Genomic DNA, 18806 nt, shown 5'->3' on the forward strand with positions numbered 1-18806 from the left:
CCCGGAGTGATCCCATGACCATCCTCGTTACCGGCGCAACCGGCACCATCGGCCGTCACGTCGTCGAACAGCTCGTCAAGCGCGGCGCCGATGTCCGCGCCCTTGCCCGCGATCCCGCCAAGGCAAACCTGCCGGCGGGCGTCACCGTCGTGCGGGGCGATCTGCTCGACGTCGACTCGCTCCGCGGCGCTCTCTCGGGTGTCTCCACCCTGTTTCTGCTCAACGGCGTTGTACCCGATGAATTCACGCAGGCGCTGATTGCGCTCAACCTGGCCCGCGAGGCTGGCGTCGAGCGGGTCGTCTATCTCTCGGTGATCCACAGCGATCGCTACGTGAACGTGCCGCACTTTGCGGGCAAGTTCGGCGTCGAGCGGATGATCGAGCAGATGGGCTTCAACGCCACCATCCTGCGCCCCGCCTACTTCATGAACAACGATGTCACGATCAAGGATGTGGTGACCGGCTACGGGATCTACCCGATGCCCATCGGGAGCAGGGGGCTGGCCATGATCGATGCACGCGACATCGGCGAGATCGCGGCCATCGAGCTCCTCCGTCGTGAGCGAGCCGCAGCGCCGCTTCCACTCACTCGCATCAATCTCGTCGGTCCCGAGACGCTGACCGGCGCGAAAGCCGCCGCGGTCTGGTCGGAGGTGCTGGGTCGCGCGATCTCCTATCCCGGTGACGATACCGCCGCCTTCGAGAAGAATCTCAGGCAGTTCATGCCGAGCTGGATGGCCTTCGACATGCGGCTGATGAGCGAGCGTTTCCTCACCGAGGGAATGGTCCCCGAGGCCGGCGACGTCGAGCGGCTGACCGCGCTTTTGGGCCGTTCCCTGCGCTCCTATCGCGACTTCGTCTCCGAGATCGCGGCCTCTGCCTGACGCGGCAAGTGTCGATCACATCAACAAGGATTACGATCATGATCTATTCGACCGCCACCGTTCCGGTGAATCCGCAAGGCGAGACGCCGCTGACCCGCGCGCAAGTCTGGCAAGGCCTGGTTCTCAAGGCCCGCGATGCGCGGCTGTTTCTTCCACCCGATCTTTGCACCCGCTGTGAGGTGGTGGAGGAGAGCGCGACGCACATCGTGCGCGAAGCCACGATCGCAGGCGACGATCTGCGCGAGATCATCAGCTTCGAGCCGGAGCGCAAGGTGACCTTCTTCCAGGCCGCCGGTCCGCGCGAAGGCGCGATCGTCAACGAGCTGTTCGAGGGCGAAGCCGGCGCGCTGCAACTGCGGTTCTATTGCTACACGGGCCTGCGCGGCAAGAAGCCCTTCGGCCCCGAAGAGCAGGCCGAACAGGCGCAGTTCGACAGCGACACGGGCTACAAGGCCGCCCTGCTGTCGACGCTGAAGCGCACACAACAATTGCTCGCCGAAGGCAAGCTCTGATCATCACAACAAACGTGAGCCACGGGACTGCCTCTCCGGAGGCAGCCCGAGGCCACACCCTTGATCAGCGCGCGTGCAGCAGCGCAAGCAGGACGACCACGACGCAGGCGAGCGCCGCCGTGGTCAGCTTCCAGAACATCAGCGGGCTGCGCTCCAAGAGCGGCGTGATCCGCGTGTCGAGATAGGCCGGATTGGGCGTGCGAAGCTCGAAGACGAATTCGGACAGATCCTGGTGCCGCTTGTAGGGATCCGGGTTGAGCGCGCGCCTGAGCGCGCCGTCGACCCACGCAGGCACGTTGCGGTTGTCGTCGGCCGAACGGTACTTGAGCCTTCGCACGTCCGGCTTGCGCCGGATCCTGGCGACCTGCGTGCCATAGGGAAGCTTTCCCGTCAGCATCTGGTAGCAGATCACCGCCAGCGAAAACATGTCGGAGCGCGGCGAGCCGCCCTCGCCGAGAAAATATTCCGGCGCCGTGTACTGAACCGTACCCAGGATGTCGTCGGCCTCGCCCGGCGGCGCGGCCTCTGCGACGCCCGCCACCCTGACCGATCCGAAATCGATGATCTTCGCGGTGCCGGTCTTGTCGATCAGGATGTTGTCGGGCCTGAGATCCTGATGCAGCATCTCCATGCGATGGAAGGCGCGCAGGCCCGATGCGATCTGCTCGATCAGTCCGCGCACGGTTTCGAGATCGGGGCGCGGATTGTCGGTCATCCACTGCCTCAGGGTCTGGCCTTCGACGAATTCGGTTGCGACATAGAGATAGCTGCGCCGCCGCGACTGTGACAGCGGCTTCAGCACGTGCGGACTGTCGATCCGGCGCGCAATCCATTCCTCCATCAGGAAGCGTTTGAGATAGGCGGCATTGTCGCGCAAATCGATCGACGGCAGCTTGAGCGCGACCGGCTGCTCGGTCTCGGCGTCGACGGCAAGGTAGATATGGCTGCGGCTGCTGCCGTGGATTTCCCGGACGATCCTGTAGCCGTCGAACATCGCCCGCGGCTCCGGCAGCGGAGGCAGCGGCAATTGTGAGGTCTGATTGAAGATGCCGGCCGGCTCGCGCTGCGGTACCGCATCGATACGGAGGATCTGGACGGTGATGTTGTCGTCGCTGCCGCGCCGGTAGGCTTCCTCGACGATCGCCTTCGCCGCCCCGTCGAGCTCGGCTGCATGCTCGCCGAGCGCGTTCGTGATGAAGCGCGCATCGACGAATTCATAGGCGCCGTCGGTCGCCAGCAGGAACGTGTCGCCGGCCTCGATCTCGAAACTCTGGTAATCGATCTCGAGCTGCGGATTGATGCCGAGCGCGCGGCCGAGATAGGTCTGCTCTGAGGAGACGATGATCCGGTGATCGTCGGTCAACTGCTCGAGCGCCTTGCCGGCGACGCGGTAGACCCGACAGTCGCCGACATGGAAGATGTGCGCGGTGGTCGCCTTGATGACCATGGCGCTCAGCGTGCAGACGTAGCCCTTGTCGCGGTCATAGGCGTATTGGCTCTTGCGCGTCTGCGCATGGAGCCAGGAATTGGTCGCATCCAGAACGCGGCGCGCGGAGGTCTTCACCGTCCAGGATTCCGACGTGCAGTAATAGTCCATCAGGAAGCTCTTGACCGCCGACTCGCTGGCGATCTGGCTCACCGTGCTGCTGGAGATGCCGTCGGCGAGGACGGCCGCAATGCCCTTCAGGCTGAGCATCGGCTCGTCCGGAATCAGGACGCCGTGAAAATCCTGGTTGACGGGCTTGCGACCCTTGTCGGAATGCTGGCCGACCGAGATGTGAAGTCCGCGGGTCATCGTCATCACCGGCAGAAGGGAGCCTCACCCTGCTCGGGCGAGGCTCCCCTGTCGAGACGTTGTTTGATCAGGCCGCGACGCGGGGATGCGTGGCCTTGCCGGGCTGGCGCTTCGGCAGGGTCATGACGTGCGTGGCGTAGAGCGTCATGCCGGTGAAGGCGAGACCGCCCACGAGGTTACCCAGCACGGTCGGGATCTCGTTCCAGATGAAGTAGTCCATGATCGAGAACTTGGCGTGGAGCATCAGCCCCGACGGGAACAGGAACATGTTCACGACGGAATGCTCGAACACCATGTAGAAGAACACCAGGATCGGCATCCACATCGCGATGACCTTGCCGGGGACCGACGTCGAGATCATGGCGCCGACGACACCGGTCGAGACCATCCAGTTGCAGAGCATGCCGCGAATGAACAGCGTCGCCATGCCGGCCGCGCCGTGCGCTGCATAGCCGAGCGTTCGGCCTTCGCCGATATTGCCGATCGCCGCGCCGACCTTGTCCGGGTCCTGCGTGAAGCCGAAAGTCGTGACGAAGGCCATCATGAAGGCCACCGTAAGGGCGCCCGCGAAATTGCCGATGAAGACAAGACCCCAGTTCCGCAATACGCCGCCGACGGTAACGCCCGGGCGCTTGTCGATCAGCGCCAGCGGCGCCAGCACGAACACGCCGGTCAAAAGGTCGAAGCCCAACAAATAGAGCATCGAGAATCCGACCGGGAACAGCAACGCGCCGATGATCGGCTGGCCCGTGTTCACGTTGATGGTGACGGCGAACCAGGCAGCGAGCGCGAGGATGGCGCCGGCCATGTAGGCCCGAATGATGGTATCCCGGGTGGACATGAAGATCTTGGATTCGCCCGCATCCACCATCTTGGTGACGAATTCCGAAGGCGCGAGATACGACATCAATGGTTCCTTTTGCTCGTGTGAATAGATAGCGCGGCGGTTTCGGACGGTACCGTTGTCAGGCCACTGCCTCCGCACGAGCCGGCGAACCGGGAATCTGCGGGCCAAAGGAATTCGGAATCTCGCTTGGGATCGCGTGACGACGACTGCGCCAAAACGGGCCCAGCGAAGCAATATTGCTCTCCCCGAGTTTCAGCCTTTGGAGGCCTCAACATGTCGGCGGACCGCAGTCGTCGTTGACTGAGTGGTTATTCTGGAAGCAATCCATGTGCCAGATGATGGGCCGGGGATCGCGACGGCCTGCTGGCGCGGTTGTGGCGCGTTTTGGCCACCCTTGCATGCCGAGCGGAGCACCGACGGACCAAGGTTCAGAAGAGACGAAAAGTCAGGTCTGCCTAATTGTTGTGCGATGCACAAAGACTGAGCGGTTAGCCGAATTTGACGGCGCGCCGAGATTTGTCACCAACAGCCTCCTCGGCACAACGCTCTGTTTTTGCTTGGTATTGTCGAATTGTTCGCTCTGGCACGCTTTTTGTTTGAGAAGGCGCGACGCCATCGATGCCGTCCCTCGAAGATCTCCATCCGAATTGTGACTTCCGCCATCCGGGGCCTCCCCGGAGACGTGCCGCCGTGCGCGTCGTGTGGTCGGCATGTGCGGATGGTCGCTCCGGTCACAAAGGATCACCACATTCAATGACGAAGCCAACTGATCAGTCCTCGCGCAGCGGTCGTCACGGCCACCATCTTGGGGGAGCCAGCGCGAACGCGCTTATGCTGCTCGACCGCCGCACGTTCCTCGCCGCAGGCACCGTCGCCGCGGCGTTTGCTGTCGCTCCCGGCCGCGTCCGCGCCGCCGCGCTCAAGCCCGAAAAGGACGAACTGAAGCTCGGCTTCATCAAGCTCACTGACATGGCGCCGCTCGCCGTCGCCAAGGAGAACGGGTACTTCGAGGACGAAGGTCTATTCGTCACGCTGGAGGCGCAGGCCAACTGGAAAGTTCTGCTCGACCGCGTCATCAGCGGCGAACTGGATGGCGCGCACATGCTGGCGGGCCAACCGCTGGCGGCCACGATTGGCTTCGGCACCAAGGCACACATTATCACGCCGTTCTCGATGGACTTGAACGGCAACGCCATCACGGTCTCGAACGAGATCTTCGCGATGATGAAGCCGAACATCCCGAAGGATGCGAGCGGCAAGCTCGTGCATCCGATCAAGGCCGATACGCTGCGCCCGGCGATCGAGAAGCTGAAAGCCGACGGCAAGTCCTTCAAGATGGGCATGGTCTTCCCGGTGTCGACCCACAATTACGAGCTGCGCTACTGGCTTGCGTCGGGCGGCATCAATCCCGGCTATTATTCGTCCGGCGACGTGACCGGAACGGTCGCGGCCGAAGCGCTGCTGTCGGTGACGCCGCCGCCGCAGATGCCGGCGACGCTCGAAGCCGGCACCATCAACGGCTACTGCGTCGGCGAGCCCTGGAACCAGGCCGCGGTGTTCAAGGGCATCGGCGTTCCCGTGATCACCGACTACGAGATCTGGAAGAATAATCCGGAGAAGGTGTTCGGCATCACTGCGGCCTTTGCCGAGAAGAATCCCAACACCGTGCTGGCCCTGACCAAGGCGCTGATCCGTGCCGCGATGTGGCTGGACGAGAATGCCAACGCCAATCGCGCCAAGGCCGTCGAGCTGTTGTCGAAGCCCGAATATGTCGGCGCCGACAAGGCGGTCATCGCCAACTCGATGACCGGCACCTTCGAATACGAGAAAGGCGACAAGCGCTCCATTCCCGACTTCAATGTGTTCTTTCGCTATTTCGCGACCTATCCCTACTATTCCGACGCCGTCTGGTATCTGACGCAGATGCGCCGCTGGGGGCAGATCGCGGAGGCCAGGGACGACACATGGTACGAGGCAACGGCCAAAAGCGTGTACCGTCCGGACATCTATCTTTCCGCGGCCAAGCTCCTGATCGCCGACGGCAAGGCGAAGAAGGAAGATTTCCCCTGGGAGAGCGACGGTTATCGCGCGCCGACCGCGGAATTCATCGATGGCCTCAGCTACGACGGTCGCAAGCCCAACGCCTACATCGACAGCCTGAAGATCGGTCTGAAGGGCAAGCAGAAGATCGACGGCGCCAAGGTCATCGACGGCTGACGCGCATGAGCCGGGCCGCCGTCAGGCCGGCCCGGCCTCCTTACTCGAAGTCGGGCGATGAACGCCGGGGGACAAGGCTATGGCAGTGGTTACCGACTACATCGACCTGAGCGCAGAGGAACGCAAGCGCGCCCGCCGGGAGCGGGTGTTCGCGCGCATCAACGCGGCGGCGATCTATCTCAACATCCTCGGACTGGGATGGCTCGTGCCGCTGGCACGCATCGCGGCCGGCGACAGCGTCAAGCCGCAGTTGAAGGAGCTGCGCCAGGGATTGCTGGTGCCGTTGATCGGCATCGGCGTCTTCCTTCTAGCGTGGGCCTGGGCCGCGCCGCGGGTCAAGACGTCGCTCGGCGCCATCCCCGGGCCGGCCGAGGTCTGGACGCAGGCCGGAAACCTCTACGCCGATCATCTGGCCGAGCGCGCCAAGCAAGCGGCCTTCTATGAGCGCCAGGACGCACGCAACGCCAAGGTGGTGGCCGACGGTCATCCCGAGGATGTCCGGCATCGCGGCTATGCCGGCAAGCCGACTTATTTCGACCAGATCCTGACCAGCCTCCTGACGGTGGCGCTCGGCTTTGCCGTAGCGACGCTTGTCGCGGTGCCGCTCGGCATTCTGTGCGGCCTCTCCCGGACCATGAACGGTGCTCTCAACCCGCTGATCCAGATATTCAAGCCGGTATCGCCGCTTGCGTGGTTGCCGATCGTGACCATGGTGGTCTCGGCGCTTTACGTGAACCCGTCGGAATTGCTGCCGAAGTCGCTGGTCATCTCCGCCATCACGGTGACGCTGTGTTCTTTGTGGCCGACGTTGATAAACACTGCGCTTGGAGTGGCTTCGATCGACAAGGACCTGCTCAACGTCGGGCGCGTGCTGCAGCTGCCGACATGGCGCACCGTCACCAAGCTGGTTCTGCCAAGTTCGCTGCCGCTGATCTTCACCGGATTGCGACTCTCTCTCGGCGTGGGCTGGATGGTGCTGATCGCGGCGGAAATGCTCGCGCAGAATCCGGGCCTTGGGAAGTTCGTCTGGGACGAGTTTCAGAACGGCTCGTCGCAGTCGCTGGCGCGGATCATCCTGGCTGTCCTGACGATCGGTATCATCGGCTTCCTGCTTGATCGCGTGATGTACGCGCTCCAGTCCGCTTTCACCTTTTCCAGCCAGCGCTGAGGCCCCGATGTCGTTCCTGTCGCTGAAGGGGCTCTGCAAGGGCTACGGTGCCGGCGCCAAGCGCACCAACGTGCTGTCGAACGTCAATCTTGAGGTCGCCGAGGGCGAATTCATCGCCATCGTGGGCTTCTCGGGCAGCGGCAAGACGACGCTGATCTCGGCGATCGCCGGGCTGGTGCAGCCGGATGCCGGCGAGATCACGCTCAAAGGCAAGCCGGTCGCGGGGCCCGGGCCGGACCGCGGCATCGTGTTTCAGTCGTACTCGCTGATGCCGTGGCTTACGGTACGCGGCAACATCGCTCTCGCTGTCGATCAGGTGTTTGCCCGCGAAAGCAAGGCTCAGCGCGCCGGCCGCATCGACCGCTACATCGATATGGTCGGGCTGTCGCACGCGGCGACCCGCCTGCCGGTGGAGCTGTCCGGTGGCATGCGCCAGCGCGTCGCCGTTGCGCGTGCGCTCGCAACCAGCCCTGAGATCTTGCTGCTCGACGAGCCGCTGTCGGCGCTCGACGCGTTGACCCGCGCGAAGCTCCAGGACGAGATCGTTGACATCTGGTCGCGCGAGAAGCGCACCGTGGTGCTGGTTACCAATGACGTCGACGAAGCGATCCTGCTCGCCGATCGCATCATTCCGTTGTTGCCGGGTCCGAACGCCACGCTCGGCCAGCAGTTCAAGGTCGACATCCCGCGCCCGCGCGACCGGTCCTCGATCAACGAGGATCCGCATTTCAAGCGGCTGCGGCAGGCCGTCACCGGCTATCTCCTGGACGTCGTGAACGAGCGCTCGGCCAATGCCGATGCGACGGTTCGTACCCTCCCCAACGTTGTGTCCATCACGCAGATGGACAAGCCGCCGACGGCCTATCAGAAGGCGGCCACTGCGGTCACGTTCAATACAGATCGCTATCTCGAATTCTCCCAGCTCTCGAAGGTCTATCCGACGCCGACGGGGCCGCTGACCATCGTGGAGAACTTCGATCTCAAGGTTCGCAAGGGCGAGTTCATCTCGGTGATCGGTCATTCCGGCTGCGGCAAGTCGACGGTGCTGTCGATGACCGCCGGTCTCAACGAGGTCTCGCTCGGGGGCATCATTCTCGATGGCCGAGAGGTGACGACGGCCGGTCCCGACCGTGCGGTCGTATTCCAGGCGCCTTCACTGTTTCCCTGGCTCACGGCACGTGAGAACGTTGCGCTCGGTGTCGACCGCGTCTATCCGCACGCCACGCGGCGGCAGCGCGACGAGATCGTCGACTATTACCTCGAGCGGGTTGGGCTTGCGGATTCATTCGACAAGTCGGCCGCGGCGATGTCCAACGGCATGCGCCAGCGGGTCGGCATTGCGCGCGCCTTCGCGCTGTCGCCGAAGTTGCTGTTGCTGGACGAGCCGTTCGGCATGCTCGACAGCCTCACCCGCTGGGACCTCCAGGAGGTGCTGATGGAGGTCTGGAAGCGCACGCAGGTGACGGCGATGTGTGTGACCCATGATGTCGACGAGGCGATCCTGCTTGCCGATCGGGTGGTGATGATGACCAACGGGCCGAACGCCCGGATCGGTCACATCATGGAGGTCGACATTCCACGGCCGCGCACGCGAAAGGCCCTGCTCGAGCACCCCAACTACTACCGATATCGCCGCGAGCTGCTCGATTTTCTCGAGGCTTACGAGCATGGAGCCGTGTCAAAGGCGCCGAAGACACAAGCCGTCAATCCAGAAGCGGCGTGAGCAGGCGCGCATGCACGTTCAAATCATTTGCACCAAGCTCAATCCTTGTGCGTCGCACAAGGATTGAGCGAATCGCAAAATTTGCATGCGAAATTGGCCTGCAAACATTTCGGGCAATTCGAACAAGCCTCTGAATTCCCTGTATTTCCCGATAACGCGCAACTGGCACGGAAATTGAAATGCTTTAGCGCGACGCCAACGACGACGTCCCTCAACATCATCAATCAGCATCGTAACTCGCCACCGGGGTGAAGCCCCGGAGCGCGCCTCCGTGGCCGGAGGCTGAGCCTGCAACGACGCAGCGGTGAGACTGGAAGGGATATTCTTCAATGACCAAGAGTCCGACTGGAAATCAAACCTGGATTTCTGACTGGCGCCCCGAAGATGAGGCGTTCTGGAATGCGACCGGCAAGACCATCGCGCGACGCAACCTGATCTGGTCGATCGTGGCCGAGCATATCGGCTTTTCGGTCTGGCTGATCTGGAGCATCGTCACCACGAAGCTGCCGCAGGCGGGCTTCCATTACACCACCGACCAGCTGTTCCAGCTCGTCGCCGTGCCGGGCCTGATCGGCGCGTTGATGCGCTTTCCCTACACCTTCGCGGTGACGACGTTCGGCGGCCGCAACTGGACCATCTTCAGCGCGGCGATCCTGTTCATCCCGACGCTCTCGCTCGCCTATTTCGTGAGCCAGCCGGATACGCCGTTCTGGCTGATGCTGCTGATCGCCTCGACCGCCGGTCTCGGCGGCGGCAATTTCGCCTCCAGCATGACCAACATCTCGTTCTTCTTCCCCGACAAGATGAAGGGATGGGCGCTGGGCCTCAACGCAGCCGGCGGCAATATCGGCGTCTCCAGCGTGCAGCTGCTGACCCCGATCCTGATGACGCTCGCGGTCATCAACCTGTTCCAGGCCACGCCGGTCGACGGCGTGTTCCTTCAGAACGCCGGCCTGATGTGGGTGCTGCCGATCGCGATCGCGGTGTTCGGCGCGGTGTTCTTCATGAACAACCTGACCACGGCGAAGTCGTCGATCAGGAACCAGCTCGCGGTGGTCAAGCGCAGGCACACCTGGATCATGGCATATCTCTATATCGGCACGTTCGGATCCTTCATCGGCTACTCGGCCGCGTTTCCGCTGCTGATCAAGACCCAGTTCCCGCAAGTCACGATCGCGATCGCGTTCCTGGGGCCGCTGGTCGGCTCGCTGTCGCGCCCGTTCGGCGGCTGGCTCGCCGACAGGATCGGCGGCTCGGTCATCACGTTCTGGAATTTCATCGTGATGGCAGGCGCCACGGTCGGCGTGCTCTACTTCGTCGGGCAGAAGGATTTCATCGGCTTCCTGTCGATGTTCCTGATCCTGTTCGTGACGACGGGCATCGGCAACGGCTCGACCTACCGCATGATCCCCTCGATCTTCCGCGAGCAGAATTTGTTCAGGGTGCGCGGCAAGGGCGATGCGGAGCGCGCGATCGCGTTGAAGACGGCGAGCATCGAGAGCGGCGCGGCGGTCGGCTTCATCGGCGCGGTCGGCGCCGTCGGCGGCTATCTGATCCCGAGCGGCTTCGGCAAGTCGATCGCGCTGACCGGCGGCCCGCAGCTCGCGCTGGCGATCTATCTCGGCTTCTACGCCTCCTGCCTCGCACTGACCTGGTGGTTCTACCTGCGTCGCAGCCCGCAGGGCGAAGGCGCGCCAAGCCTTGCTGGAGCAAGGGTGTAACGCTTGGTACGAATCTCGCTTCTCCCCGTACGCGGGGAGAAGCATTGCCCGACAGTTTGACCATGAACCTGGTTCGCAATGGCGCGCACCAAGGCAAACCCAACAGGCAGGAGAATATCATGACGCCAGAACAGATCACCCTCGTCCAGCAGAGCTTCGCCAAGGTCGCGCCGATATCGGAAACGGCCGCGGTGCTGTTCTACGACCGCCTGTTCGAGGTGGCGCCGTCCGTGCGTGCGATGTTTCCCGAGGACATGACCGAGCAGCGCAAGAAGCTGATGGGCATGCTCGCCGCCGTCGTCGGCGGCCTGTCGAACCTGGACTCGATTCTTCCCGCGGCCTCGGCGCTCGCCAAGCGTCACGTCGCCTATGGCGCCAAGGCCGAGCACTATCCCGTGGTCGGCGCGACCTTGCTGTGGACCCTGGAGAAGGGGCTCGGCGAAGCCTGGACGCCCGAACTCGCCACGGCCTGGACCGATGCCTATGGCGTGCTGTCCGGCTACATGATGTCCGAAGCCTATGGCGCCAAGGCGCAGGCTGCCGAATAGGAGATGCCTTGTGAGTGAACCGCTGGTCATCGTCGGCAACGGTATGGCGGCCGCGCGTCTGGTCGACGAGCTCGCCAAGACCGCGCTCGGCCGCTACGCGGTCGCCGTGATCGGCGAAGAGCCGCGGCTCGCTTACAATCGCGTGCTGCTCTCCTCCGTGCTGGCCGGCGAGACCGGCTCGCACGAGATCGAGCTGCGGCCGGCCGACTGGTGGCGCCATCGCGGCGTCACGGTACGCTACGGCTATCGCGTTACCGAGATCGACACCGGCCGCCGCGAGCTCAAGATCGAAGGCGAAGAGAGCATGGAATATTCCAAGCTCGTGCTCGCCACCGGCTCGACCCCGCTGCGGCTCAACGTGCCGGGCGCCGATCTTGCCGGCGTGCACACTTTTCGCGACACCCGCGATGTCGATCTGCTGCTGACGCTCGCCGCGGCCAGGAAACGCGTCGTCGTGGTCGGCGGCGGTCTGCTCGGGCTTGAAGCGGCTTACGGTCTTGCCAAGGCCGGCGCCCCGGTGACGCTGCTGCACCTGATGGACCGGCTGATGGAGCGTCAGCTCGATGCGCCCGCGGCCGATCTGCTGAAGACGCTGGTCGAGCGCAAGGGCATCCGCATCCTGCTCGATGCATCGACTGCCCGTATCCATGGCGAACGTCACGTCGAGGCCGTCGAACTTGCCGACGGCACGCGTATCGAGGCCGATGCGGTCATCTTCGCCGCCGGCATCAGGCCGAATGTGGCGCTTGCCAGGGATGCCGGTATCGCGGTCAACCGCGGCATCGTCGTCAACGACGAGATGCAGACCGCCTCGCCGGACATCTACGCCCTCGGCGAATGTGCCGAGCATCGCGGCACCTGCTACGGCCTGGTCGAGCCCGCCTACGAGCAGGCGCGCGTGCTGGCGCGGCATCTTGCCGGTCGGCCCGCCGCCTATCCGGGCAGCGTGGTCTCGACCAATCTGAAGGTGTCGGGCGTCAGCGTGTTCTCGGCCGGCGATTTCATGGGCGGGGAGGGCAGCGAGAGCCTCGTGCTGTCAGATCGCAGGCGCGGCACCTACAAGAAACTCGTCATTGCCGACGGCCGGCTCACCGGCGCCGTGCTGATCGGCGATACCGTCGATGCGCTCTGGTATCTCGAGCTGATCCGCAATCGCGACAAGGTGACGGCGATCCGTACCGACATGATGTTCGGCCGCGCGCTGGCGCGTCCTTCCAAGGCGGCTTGACAAGGCGGGTTGATATGACAGCGATCGATCCCACGCTCCGCACCACCAAGACGACCTGTCCCTATTGCGGCGTCGGCTGCGGCGTGCTGGCGACCCCCGACGGCAGGGGCGGCGCGGCGGTCGTCGGCGATCCCGATCATCCCGCCAATTTCGGCCGGCTGTGCTCGAAGGGGTCCGCGCTCGGCGAGACCGTCGGGCTGGAAAGCCGTCTGCTCTATCCGATGATCCGCTGCAAGGGCGCGCTCGAGCGCGTTGCCTGGAGCGATGCGCTTGACCACATCGCCCATCGCATGCAGCACATCGTCGCGCGCGACGGCGCCGACGCGGTCGCGTTCTATCTCTCCGGCCAGCTCCTGACCGAAGACTATTACGTCGCCAACAAGCTGATGAAGGGCTTTGTCGGCACCGCCAATGTCGACACCAATTCGCGGCTCTGCATGTCGTCCTCGGTCGCCGGTCATCGCCGCGCCTTCGGCGCCGACACCGTGCCCGGCTGCTATGAGGATCTCGACGAGGCCGATTTGCTCGTGTTCGTCGGCTCGAACGCGGCCTGGTGCCATCCGGTGCTGTTCCAGCGCATGCTGAAGAACCGGCAGGAGCGCGGTGCGCGCATGATCGTGATCGATCCGCGCCGCACCGATACCGCCACGGACGTCGACCTTTTTCTCGGTCTCAAGCCCGGCACCGACACCGCGCTGTTCTGCGGCCTGTTCGTGCATCTCGTCGACCATGGTGCGCTCGATCAGGACTACATCGCGCAATACACCTCGGGCTTCGACGACGCGCTGGCGCGCGCACGCAACATCGCCGGCAGCGTCACCGCGACTGCGCTGGCGACGGGGCTGTCCGAGCAGGACATCGCGACCTTCTTCAAGATGTTCCGCGACACGCCGCGCGTCGTGACGCTCTATTCGCAGGGTGTCAACCAGTCGGCGCAGGGGACAGACAAGGTCAACGCGATCCTGAACTGCCATCTTGCCACGGGCCGTATCGGCAAGCCCGGCGCCTCGCCGTTCTCGCTCACCGGCCAGCCCAACGCGATGGGCGGCCGCGAGGTCGGCGGCCTCGCCAACCAGCTCGCCGCGCACATGAACTTCACGCCGCCCGACATCGACCGTGTCAGGCGATTCTGGAAGGCGCCGCGCATCGCCACCCATGAGGGATTGAAGGCGGTACAGCTGTTCGAGGCCATCAATCGCGGCGAGGTCAAGGCGCTGTGGGTGATGGGCACCAATCCGGCGGTGTCGTTGCCCGACGCCGACTTCGTGCGCGAAGCGCTGAAGAAGCTCGAGCTGTTCGTGATCTCCGAGAACGTGCTCTCCAACGACACGGTCGAGGCCGGCCCGCATGTGCTGCTGCCGGCGCTTGCCTGGGGCGAGAAGTCGGGCACCGTCACCAACTCCGAGCGCCGCATCTCGCGCCAGCGCTCGTTCCTGCCGGCACCGGGCGAGGCGCGGCCGGACTGGTGGATTCTCAGCGAGACCGCCAAACGTCTCGGCTTCGGCGACAGCTTCAATTACAAATCCGCCGCGGATATTTTCCGCGAGCACGCGGCGCTCTCGGCGTTCGAGAACAATGGCAGCCGCGACTTCGATATCGGCGCGCTCACTGCGCTGTCCGATGATGGGTTCGACGCCTTGGACCCCGTGCAGTGGCCTGCCCGCGAAGGCGAGGCACCGGGCGAGCGCTTCTTTGCCGGCGGCGGCTTCTTCACCAATGACGGCAGGGGCCGTTTCGTCGCGCCGGAAGTGCCGGCGCTGCGCGGCGAGACCGGGCCGTCGCGGCCGTTGCGGCTCAACACCGGCCGCATCCGCGACCAGTGGCACACCATGACCCGCACGGGCCTCAGCCAGCGGCTGGGCGCGCATCTGCCCGAGCCGTTCGTCGAGATTCATCCCGACGACGCCAGCAAATACAGCATCGCCCATGACGGCTTCGCCCGTATCACCACCGATTACGGCCAGTGCATCCTGAAGGTCGTCGTCAGCGACCGCCAGCAGCGCGGCACGCTGTTCGCGCCGATCCACTGGAGCGCGATGAATGCCTCGCACGGCCGCGTCGGCGCGCTGGTCGCACCGTTCACCGATCCGTTCTCGGGGCAACCGGAATCCAAGGCGACGCCGGCCGCGATCGCGCCGTATGAATACGTCTTCCGCGGCTTTGCGCTGTCGCGCAAGCAGCTCGATCTGCCGCCGAACCTGATGTGGACCCGCGTCACCGTGAGCGGCGGCTTCGGCTATCTGTTCGCCGACAATGCGGATCTGTCGCGCTGGCCGGCCTGGCTCGACAGCGTTGCCGGCGAGGACGTCGCCGACTATCGCGATTTCGGCGGCGGCGTCTACCGCGCGGCGTCGTTTGTGGGCGACCGCATCGAGACCTGCCTGTTCGTCGGCCCCGCGCATGATGCCGGCGATTGGGAGGTGGTGAAGAGCCTGTTCGTGGCCGACCACGTCACCGACGAGCAGCGCCGCATGCTGCTGTCCGGCAAGTCCAGTGAGGGCGCAGCTTCGACGGGTCCCGTTGTCTGCGCCTGCTTCGGCGTCGGCCGCGGCACCATCTGCGACACCATCGTCGCAGGCGCCCGCACGGCCGCCGAGATCGGCGCAAAGCTCAAGGCCGGCACCAATTGCGGCTCCTGCATCCCGGAGCTGAAGCGCCTGATCGCAACGACGGAGGTTGCGCCGGTGAAGCAGGCCAAGCTCGCGGGCGCCGCGGGCTAGGCGCTGCTCTCGCCGTCGTCATTGCGCGCCAACGGGTCCGCGCGAAGCGCGGCCCGATGACGGGCTCCGTGAAGCAATCCGGAGTTCCTCCGCGGTGGGCAGTCTGGGTTGCTTCGCCTCCGCCTTCGCTCTTCGAGCTACGGCGGACAGGGCGCTCGCAACGACGGGGTTGATGGAGGCGTGCTTCCTATCTTTCCGTCGTCGTCCACCCATTGCCCCGATCAGTTGCTGAAGCGCACCGCCGCCACCATCTACTGCGGCAACATCTCCCTGTGGTAATGGGTCCTGGCTTTCGCCAGGACGACATAGATTTCGGAGACGAACATGAACACACATGCCTTCGGCAAGACCGGCGCCAACGTCTCCGTCATCGGGCAGGGCACCTGGTATCTCGACCACGGCGACCGCAAACGCGCCATCGCTGCGCTTCAGCGCGGACTCGATCTCGGCATGACCCATATCGATACCGCTGAAATGTATGGCGATGCGGAACTCGTCATAGCCGATGCGATCGCGGGCCGGCGCGACGACGTGTTCCTGGTTTCAAAGGTGCTGCCGAGCAACGCCTCGCGGCGCGGAACCATCACCGCGTGCGAGCGCTCGCTGAAGCGGCTGAAGACCGATCGTCTCGATTGCTATCTGCTGCACTGGCGCGGTTCCTATCCGCAGGAAGACACCGTGGCCGCCTTCGAAGAGCTGGTGAAGGCTGGCAAGATCAAATCGTGGGGCGTCTCCAATTTCGACGCAGACGATCTCGACGAGATGCTCGATGTCGCCGGCGAAGGCCGGATCGCCTGCAACCAGGTGCTCTATCATCTGAAGGAACGCGCGATCGAGCATGCGGTGATCCCGTGGTGCGCGCAGCATGGTGTCGCCGTGGTCGCCTATTCGCCGTTCGGTCATGACGATTTCCCAGCTGATGGCAGCAAGGGCGGCGCCGTGCTGGCGCGCATCGCAGAGGCGCGTCGTGCGACACCGCGTCAGGTCGCGCTGAGCTTCCTCACCCGTGCGACTACGGTGTTCGCGATCCCGAAGGCATCGTCTTCGGAACACGCCGGCGAAAATGCCGCGGCCGGCGATCTCATGCTGACGAAAGAGGAGATTGCTGCGCTGGATGCGGCGTTTCCGCGCGGTCCGAAGCCGCGCGGCCTACCAATGCTGTAGTGCAGCAAACGGGCAAATTAACGGAGTATTGACGCGCGCGGACCTCAGCGCATATCGGCATCCTGTTTTCGGAAGTTGTGAAACCGGCGCATTTGTCGTTTTTTAAGGCCGTCCCCGATTCGCATTTTCCAGAGTTCCAGCCGTGACTCCGCCGCCCGCCGCAGCCGTTAGGCTCGACAGTATTTCCGTGCCCATGCCCGAGAAGAAGAGCGTCGGCCGTCGTGCTCCTGCGCGCGTCGATCATCCCTTCAAGGGTATCGCGCTTGTGCTGCTGTCGACGATCTTTCTAGGTTGCTCCGACGTCACCGCGAAATATCTGTCGACGAGCCTGCCGTCGATCGAGATCACCTGGATCCGCTTCGTGACGTTCGCGCTGATGTTCACGCCGGTGATGCTGCCGGGCTCGCCGCTGCATGCGATGCGCACCGAGCGCCTCGGCCTGCAACTGATGCGCGGTGCCGCGCTGCTCGGCTCCTCGCTGTTCTTCATCACGGGCCTGAGCTTCCTCCCCATCGCGGAAGCGTCGGCGACCGGCTTCGTCTCGCCGCTGTTCGTCACCGCGCTGTCGATCGTCTTCCTGAGCGAGAAGGTCGGTATGCGCCGCTGGATCGCGACCGCGATCGGCCTGACGGGCGTGCTGATCATCCTGCGGCCGGGCTCCAGCGCGTTTCACGTCGCCGCGTTCTTCCCGATCATCTCGGCATTCTGCTGGGCCGCGGCGCTGATCCTGACACGCATGATGAGCGGCCGCGAAGCCGTCCTCACCACCATGGCCTATTCCGCGCTCACGGGTCTTGCGATTCTCAGTGTGATGGTGCCGTTCGTCTGGGTGACTCCGACCTGGACTGCAATCGGGCTTGGCATCGTGATCGGCGTTGCCTCGACCGTCGGCCAGTGGATCATCGTGTTGGCCTATCGCTACGGCGACGCCTCGGTGCTGGCGCCGTTCTCCTACACGCAATTGCTCTGGGTCAGCATTCTGGGCTTCTTCATCTTCGGCGAAGTGCCTGATGTCTGGACCGTCGTGGGTGCGGCCTTCATCGTCGCCAGCGGTCTCTACATCGCCCACCGCGAGCGCGTCCGCCGTGCCCAGCTCCTGGTGCTGGAAGAGCGTTCCCCAAACGCCTGAAGCAATATCACGGCTTCCGCTTCGTGCTATCAACGGCTCCAACAACACGGGAGGAGCCGGATGCGCGCTGCGATCTTCAGGAACGGTGAGATTATCGTCGACGAAATGGCCGAGCCGACGCCGGGCAACGGCCAGGTGCTGGTCAAGACGCTCGCCTGCGGCATCTGCGGCTCCGACCTGCACGCGCGCCAGCACGCCCATCGCATGGTGGAGATGGCGCGAAAGACCGGGCGCAAGCCGATGGACCTCACCCGCGACGTCGTGTTCGGCCACGAGTTCTGCTGCGAGATCGTCGACTACGGCCCCGGCACCGCGCGCAAGCTGAAGCCCGGCACACGCGTCTGCTCGCTGCCAGCGCTCGTGACGCCGCAGGGCATCGAAGGCATCGGCTATTCCAACGACAATGTCGGCGGCTATGCCGCGGCGATGCTGCTCAGCGAGCCGCTGCTGCTCGAAGTACCCAATGGACTTGCGCCCGAACATGCCGCGCTGACCGAGCCTCTCGCCGTCGGCGTCCACGCCGTGGCGAAAGCCAACATAAGCGGTGGCGAAGTGCCGCTCGTGATCGGCTGCGGTCCGGTCGGGCTGGCGGTGATCGCGGCGCTCAGGATCAGGGGCCTGCATCCGATCGTCGCCGCCGACTATTCGCCGGCGCGGCGCGCCCTCGCGGCCAGGCTCGGCGCCAATATCGTGGTCGATCCAAAAGTGTCGCAGCCCTATGCGACCTGGGCCGAGCATGCGCAGATGTCCGAGGCCGAGAAGGCGGCGCGGCCGCCGCTGCAGGCGATGCTGCCCGCACTCAAGCCCGCGATCATCTTCGAATGCGTCGGCGTGCCCGGACTGTTGCAGCAGGTGTACGAGGGCGCGCCGCGCGATGCCAGGATCGTCGTGGTCGGCGTCTGCATGGAAAGCGACAAAAGCGAGCCGATGCTCGGCATCATGAAGGAGCTCAACGTCCAGTATGTGCTCGGCTACACGCCGGACGAGTTCGCAGCTTCATTGCGCCTGATCGCCGAAGGGCAGGTGGATGCGGCAGCGATGGTGACGGCGCAAATCGGCATCGATGGCGTCGCAAAAGCCTTCGCCGACCTCGCCAATCCCGAGGCGCACACCAAGATCATCGTGCAGCCGTGGCGGTGACGGTCCTGTA

Annotated in this window: 14 protein-coding genes; 12 read left to right on the top strand and 2 right to left on the bottom strand. The window is 64.4% G+C overall.

Annotation, left to right across the window (positions count from 1 at the left end; all coding sequences use genetic code 11):
* Nucleotides 1-14 precede the first annotated feature (14 nt).
* Complete coding sequence (locus JQ572_RS09105; protein WP_211382671.1) at nt 15-884, top strand: SDR family oxidoreductase; 870 nt, start codon at nt 15-17, stop codon at nt 882-884.
* A 38-nt stretch (nt 885-922) separates the two neighbouring features.
* The gene (locus tag JQ572_RS09110; protein WP_211382672.1) at nt 923-1396 is read left to right on the top strand and encodes an SRPBCC family protein; all 474 of its coding nucleotides are present in this window, start codon (nt 923-925) and stop codon (nt 1394-1396) included.
* A gap of 64 nt (nt 1397-1460) precedes the next feature.
* Here the strand turns inward: JQ572_RS09110 and JQ572_RS09115 are convergent, their stop codons facing one another.
* Together JQ572_RS09115 and JQ572_RS09120 are read right to left on the bottom strand one after the other, a co-directional pair.
* Nucleotides 1461-3197: a bifunctional protein-serine/threonine kinase/phosphatase gene (locus tag JQ572_RS09115; protein ID WP_211382673.1), complete on the bottom strand. Its 1737-nt coding sequence runs from the start codon at nt 3195-3197 to the stop codon at nt 1461-1463.
* A gap of 61 nt (nt 3198-3258) precedes the next feature.
* Nucleotides 3259-4098, bottom strand: coding sequence for a formate/nitrite transporter family protein (locus tag JQ572_RS09120; protein WP_211382674.1), 840 nt, complete (start codon nt 4096-4098; stop codon nt 3259-3261).
* A gap of 693 nt (nt 4099-4791) precedes the next feature.
* Here JQ572_RS09120 and JQ572_RS09125 point away from each other — a divergent pair.
* The 10 genes from JQ572_RS09125 (at nt 4792) to JQ572_RS09170 (ending at nt 18796) form a co-directional block, all read left to right on the top strand.
* Nucleotides 4792-6255: a CmpA/NrtA family ABC transporter substrate-binding protein gene (locus JQ572_RS09125; protein WP_211382675.1), complete on the top strand. Its 1464-nt coding sequence runs from the start codon at nt 4792-4794 to the stop codon at nt 6253-6255.
* A gap of 79 nt (nt 6256-6334) precedes the next feature.
* Complete coding sequence (locus tag JQ572_RS09130; RefSeq protein ID WP_211382676.1) at nt 6335-7423, top strand: ABC transporter permease; 1089 nt, start codon at nt 6335-6337, stop codon at nt 7421-7423.
* Nucleotides 7424-7430: 7 nt separating this feature from the next.
* A complete protein-coding gene (locus tag JQ572_RS09135) occupies nt 7431-9146 on the top strand; it encodes an ABC transporter ATP-binding protein (protein ID WP_211382677.1) in 1716 nt (571 codons plus the stop codon).
* A 329-nt stretch (nt 9147-9475) separates the two neighbouring features.
* A complete protein-coding gene (locus JQ572_RS09140; protein ID WP_211382678.1) occupies nt 9476-10867 on the top strand; it encodes an MFS transporter in 1392 nt (463 codons plus the stop codon).
* Nucleotides 10868-10986: 119 nt separating this feature from the next.
* Nucleotides 10987-11415, top strand: coding sequence for a globin family protein (locus JQ572_RS09145; RefSeq protein WP_211382679.1), 429 nt, complete (start codon nt 10987-10989; stop codon nt 11413-11415).
* Nucleotides 11416-11425: 10 nt separating this feature from the next.
* Entirely contained in the window at nt 11426-12643 is a 1218-nt protein-coding gene (locus tag JQ572_RS09150; protein ID WP_211382680.1) for an NAD(P)/FAD-dependent oxidoreductase, read from the top strand.
* A 14-nt stretch (nt 12644-12657) separates the two neighbouring features.
* The gene (locus tag JQ572_RS09155; RefSeq protein WP_211382681.1) at nt 12658-15363 is read left to right on the top strand and encodes a nitrate reductase; all 2706 of its coding nucleotides are present in this window, start codon (nt 12658-12660) and stop codon (nt 15361-15363) included.
* Between the two features lie 324 nt (nt 15364-15687).
* Nucleotides 15688-16527: an aldo/keto reductase gene (locus JQ572_RS09160; protein ID WP_211382682.1), complete on the top strand. Its 840-nt coding sequence runs from the start codon at nt 15688-15690 to the stop codon at nt 16525-16527.
* 187 nt (nt 16528-16714) lie between these two features.
* Nucleotides 16715-17656 carry a DMT family transporter gene (locus tag JQ572_RS09165; RefSeq protein ID WP_211383524.1) on the top strand — a complete coding sequence of 314 codons (942 nt, stop codon included), beginning with the start codon at nt 16715-16717 and terminating at the stop codon, nt 17654-17656.
* A 60-nt stretch (nt 17657-17716) separates the two neighbouring features.
* Nucleotides 17717-18796, top strand: coding sequence for a zinc-binding dehydrogenase (locus JQ572_RS09170; protein ID WP_211382683.1), 1080 nt, complete (start codon nt 17717-17719; stop codon nt 18794-18796).
* Nucleotides 18797-18806 lie beyond the last annotated feature (10 nt).

Source organism: Bradyrhizobium sp. SZCCT0153 (genome assembly GCF_018129995.1).
Taxonomy (GTDB): Bacteria; Pseudomonadota; Alphaproteobacteria; order Rhizobiales; family Xanthobacteraceae; genus Bradyrhizobium; species Bradyrhizobium japonicum_G.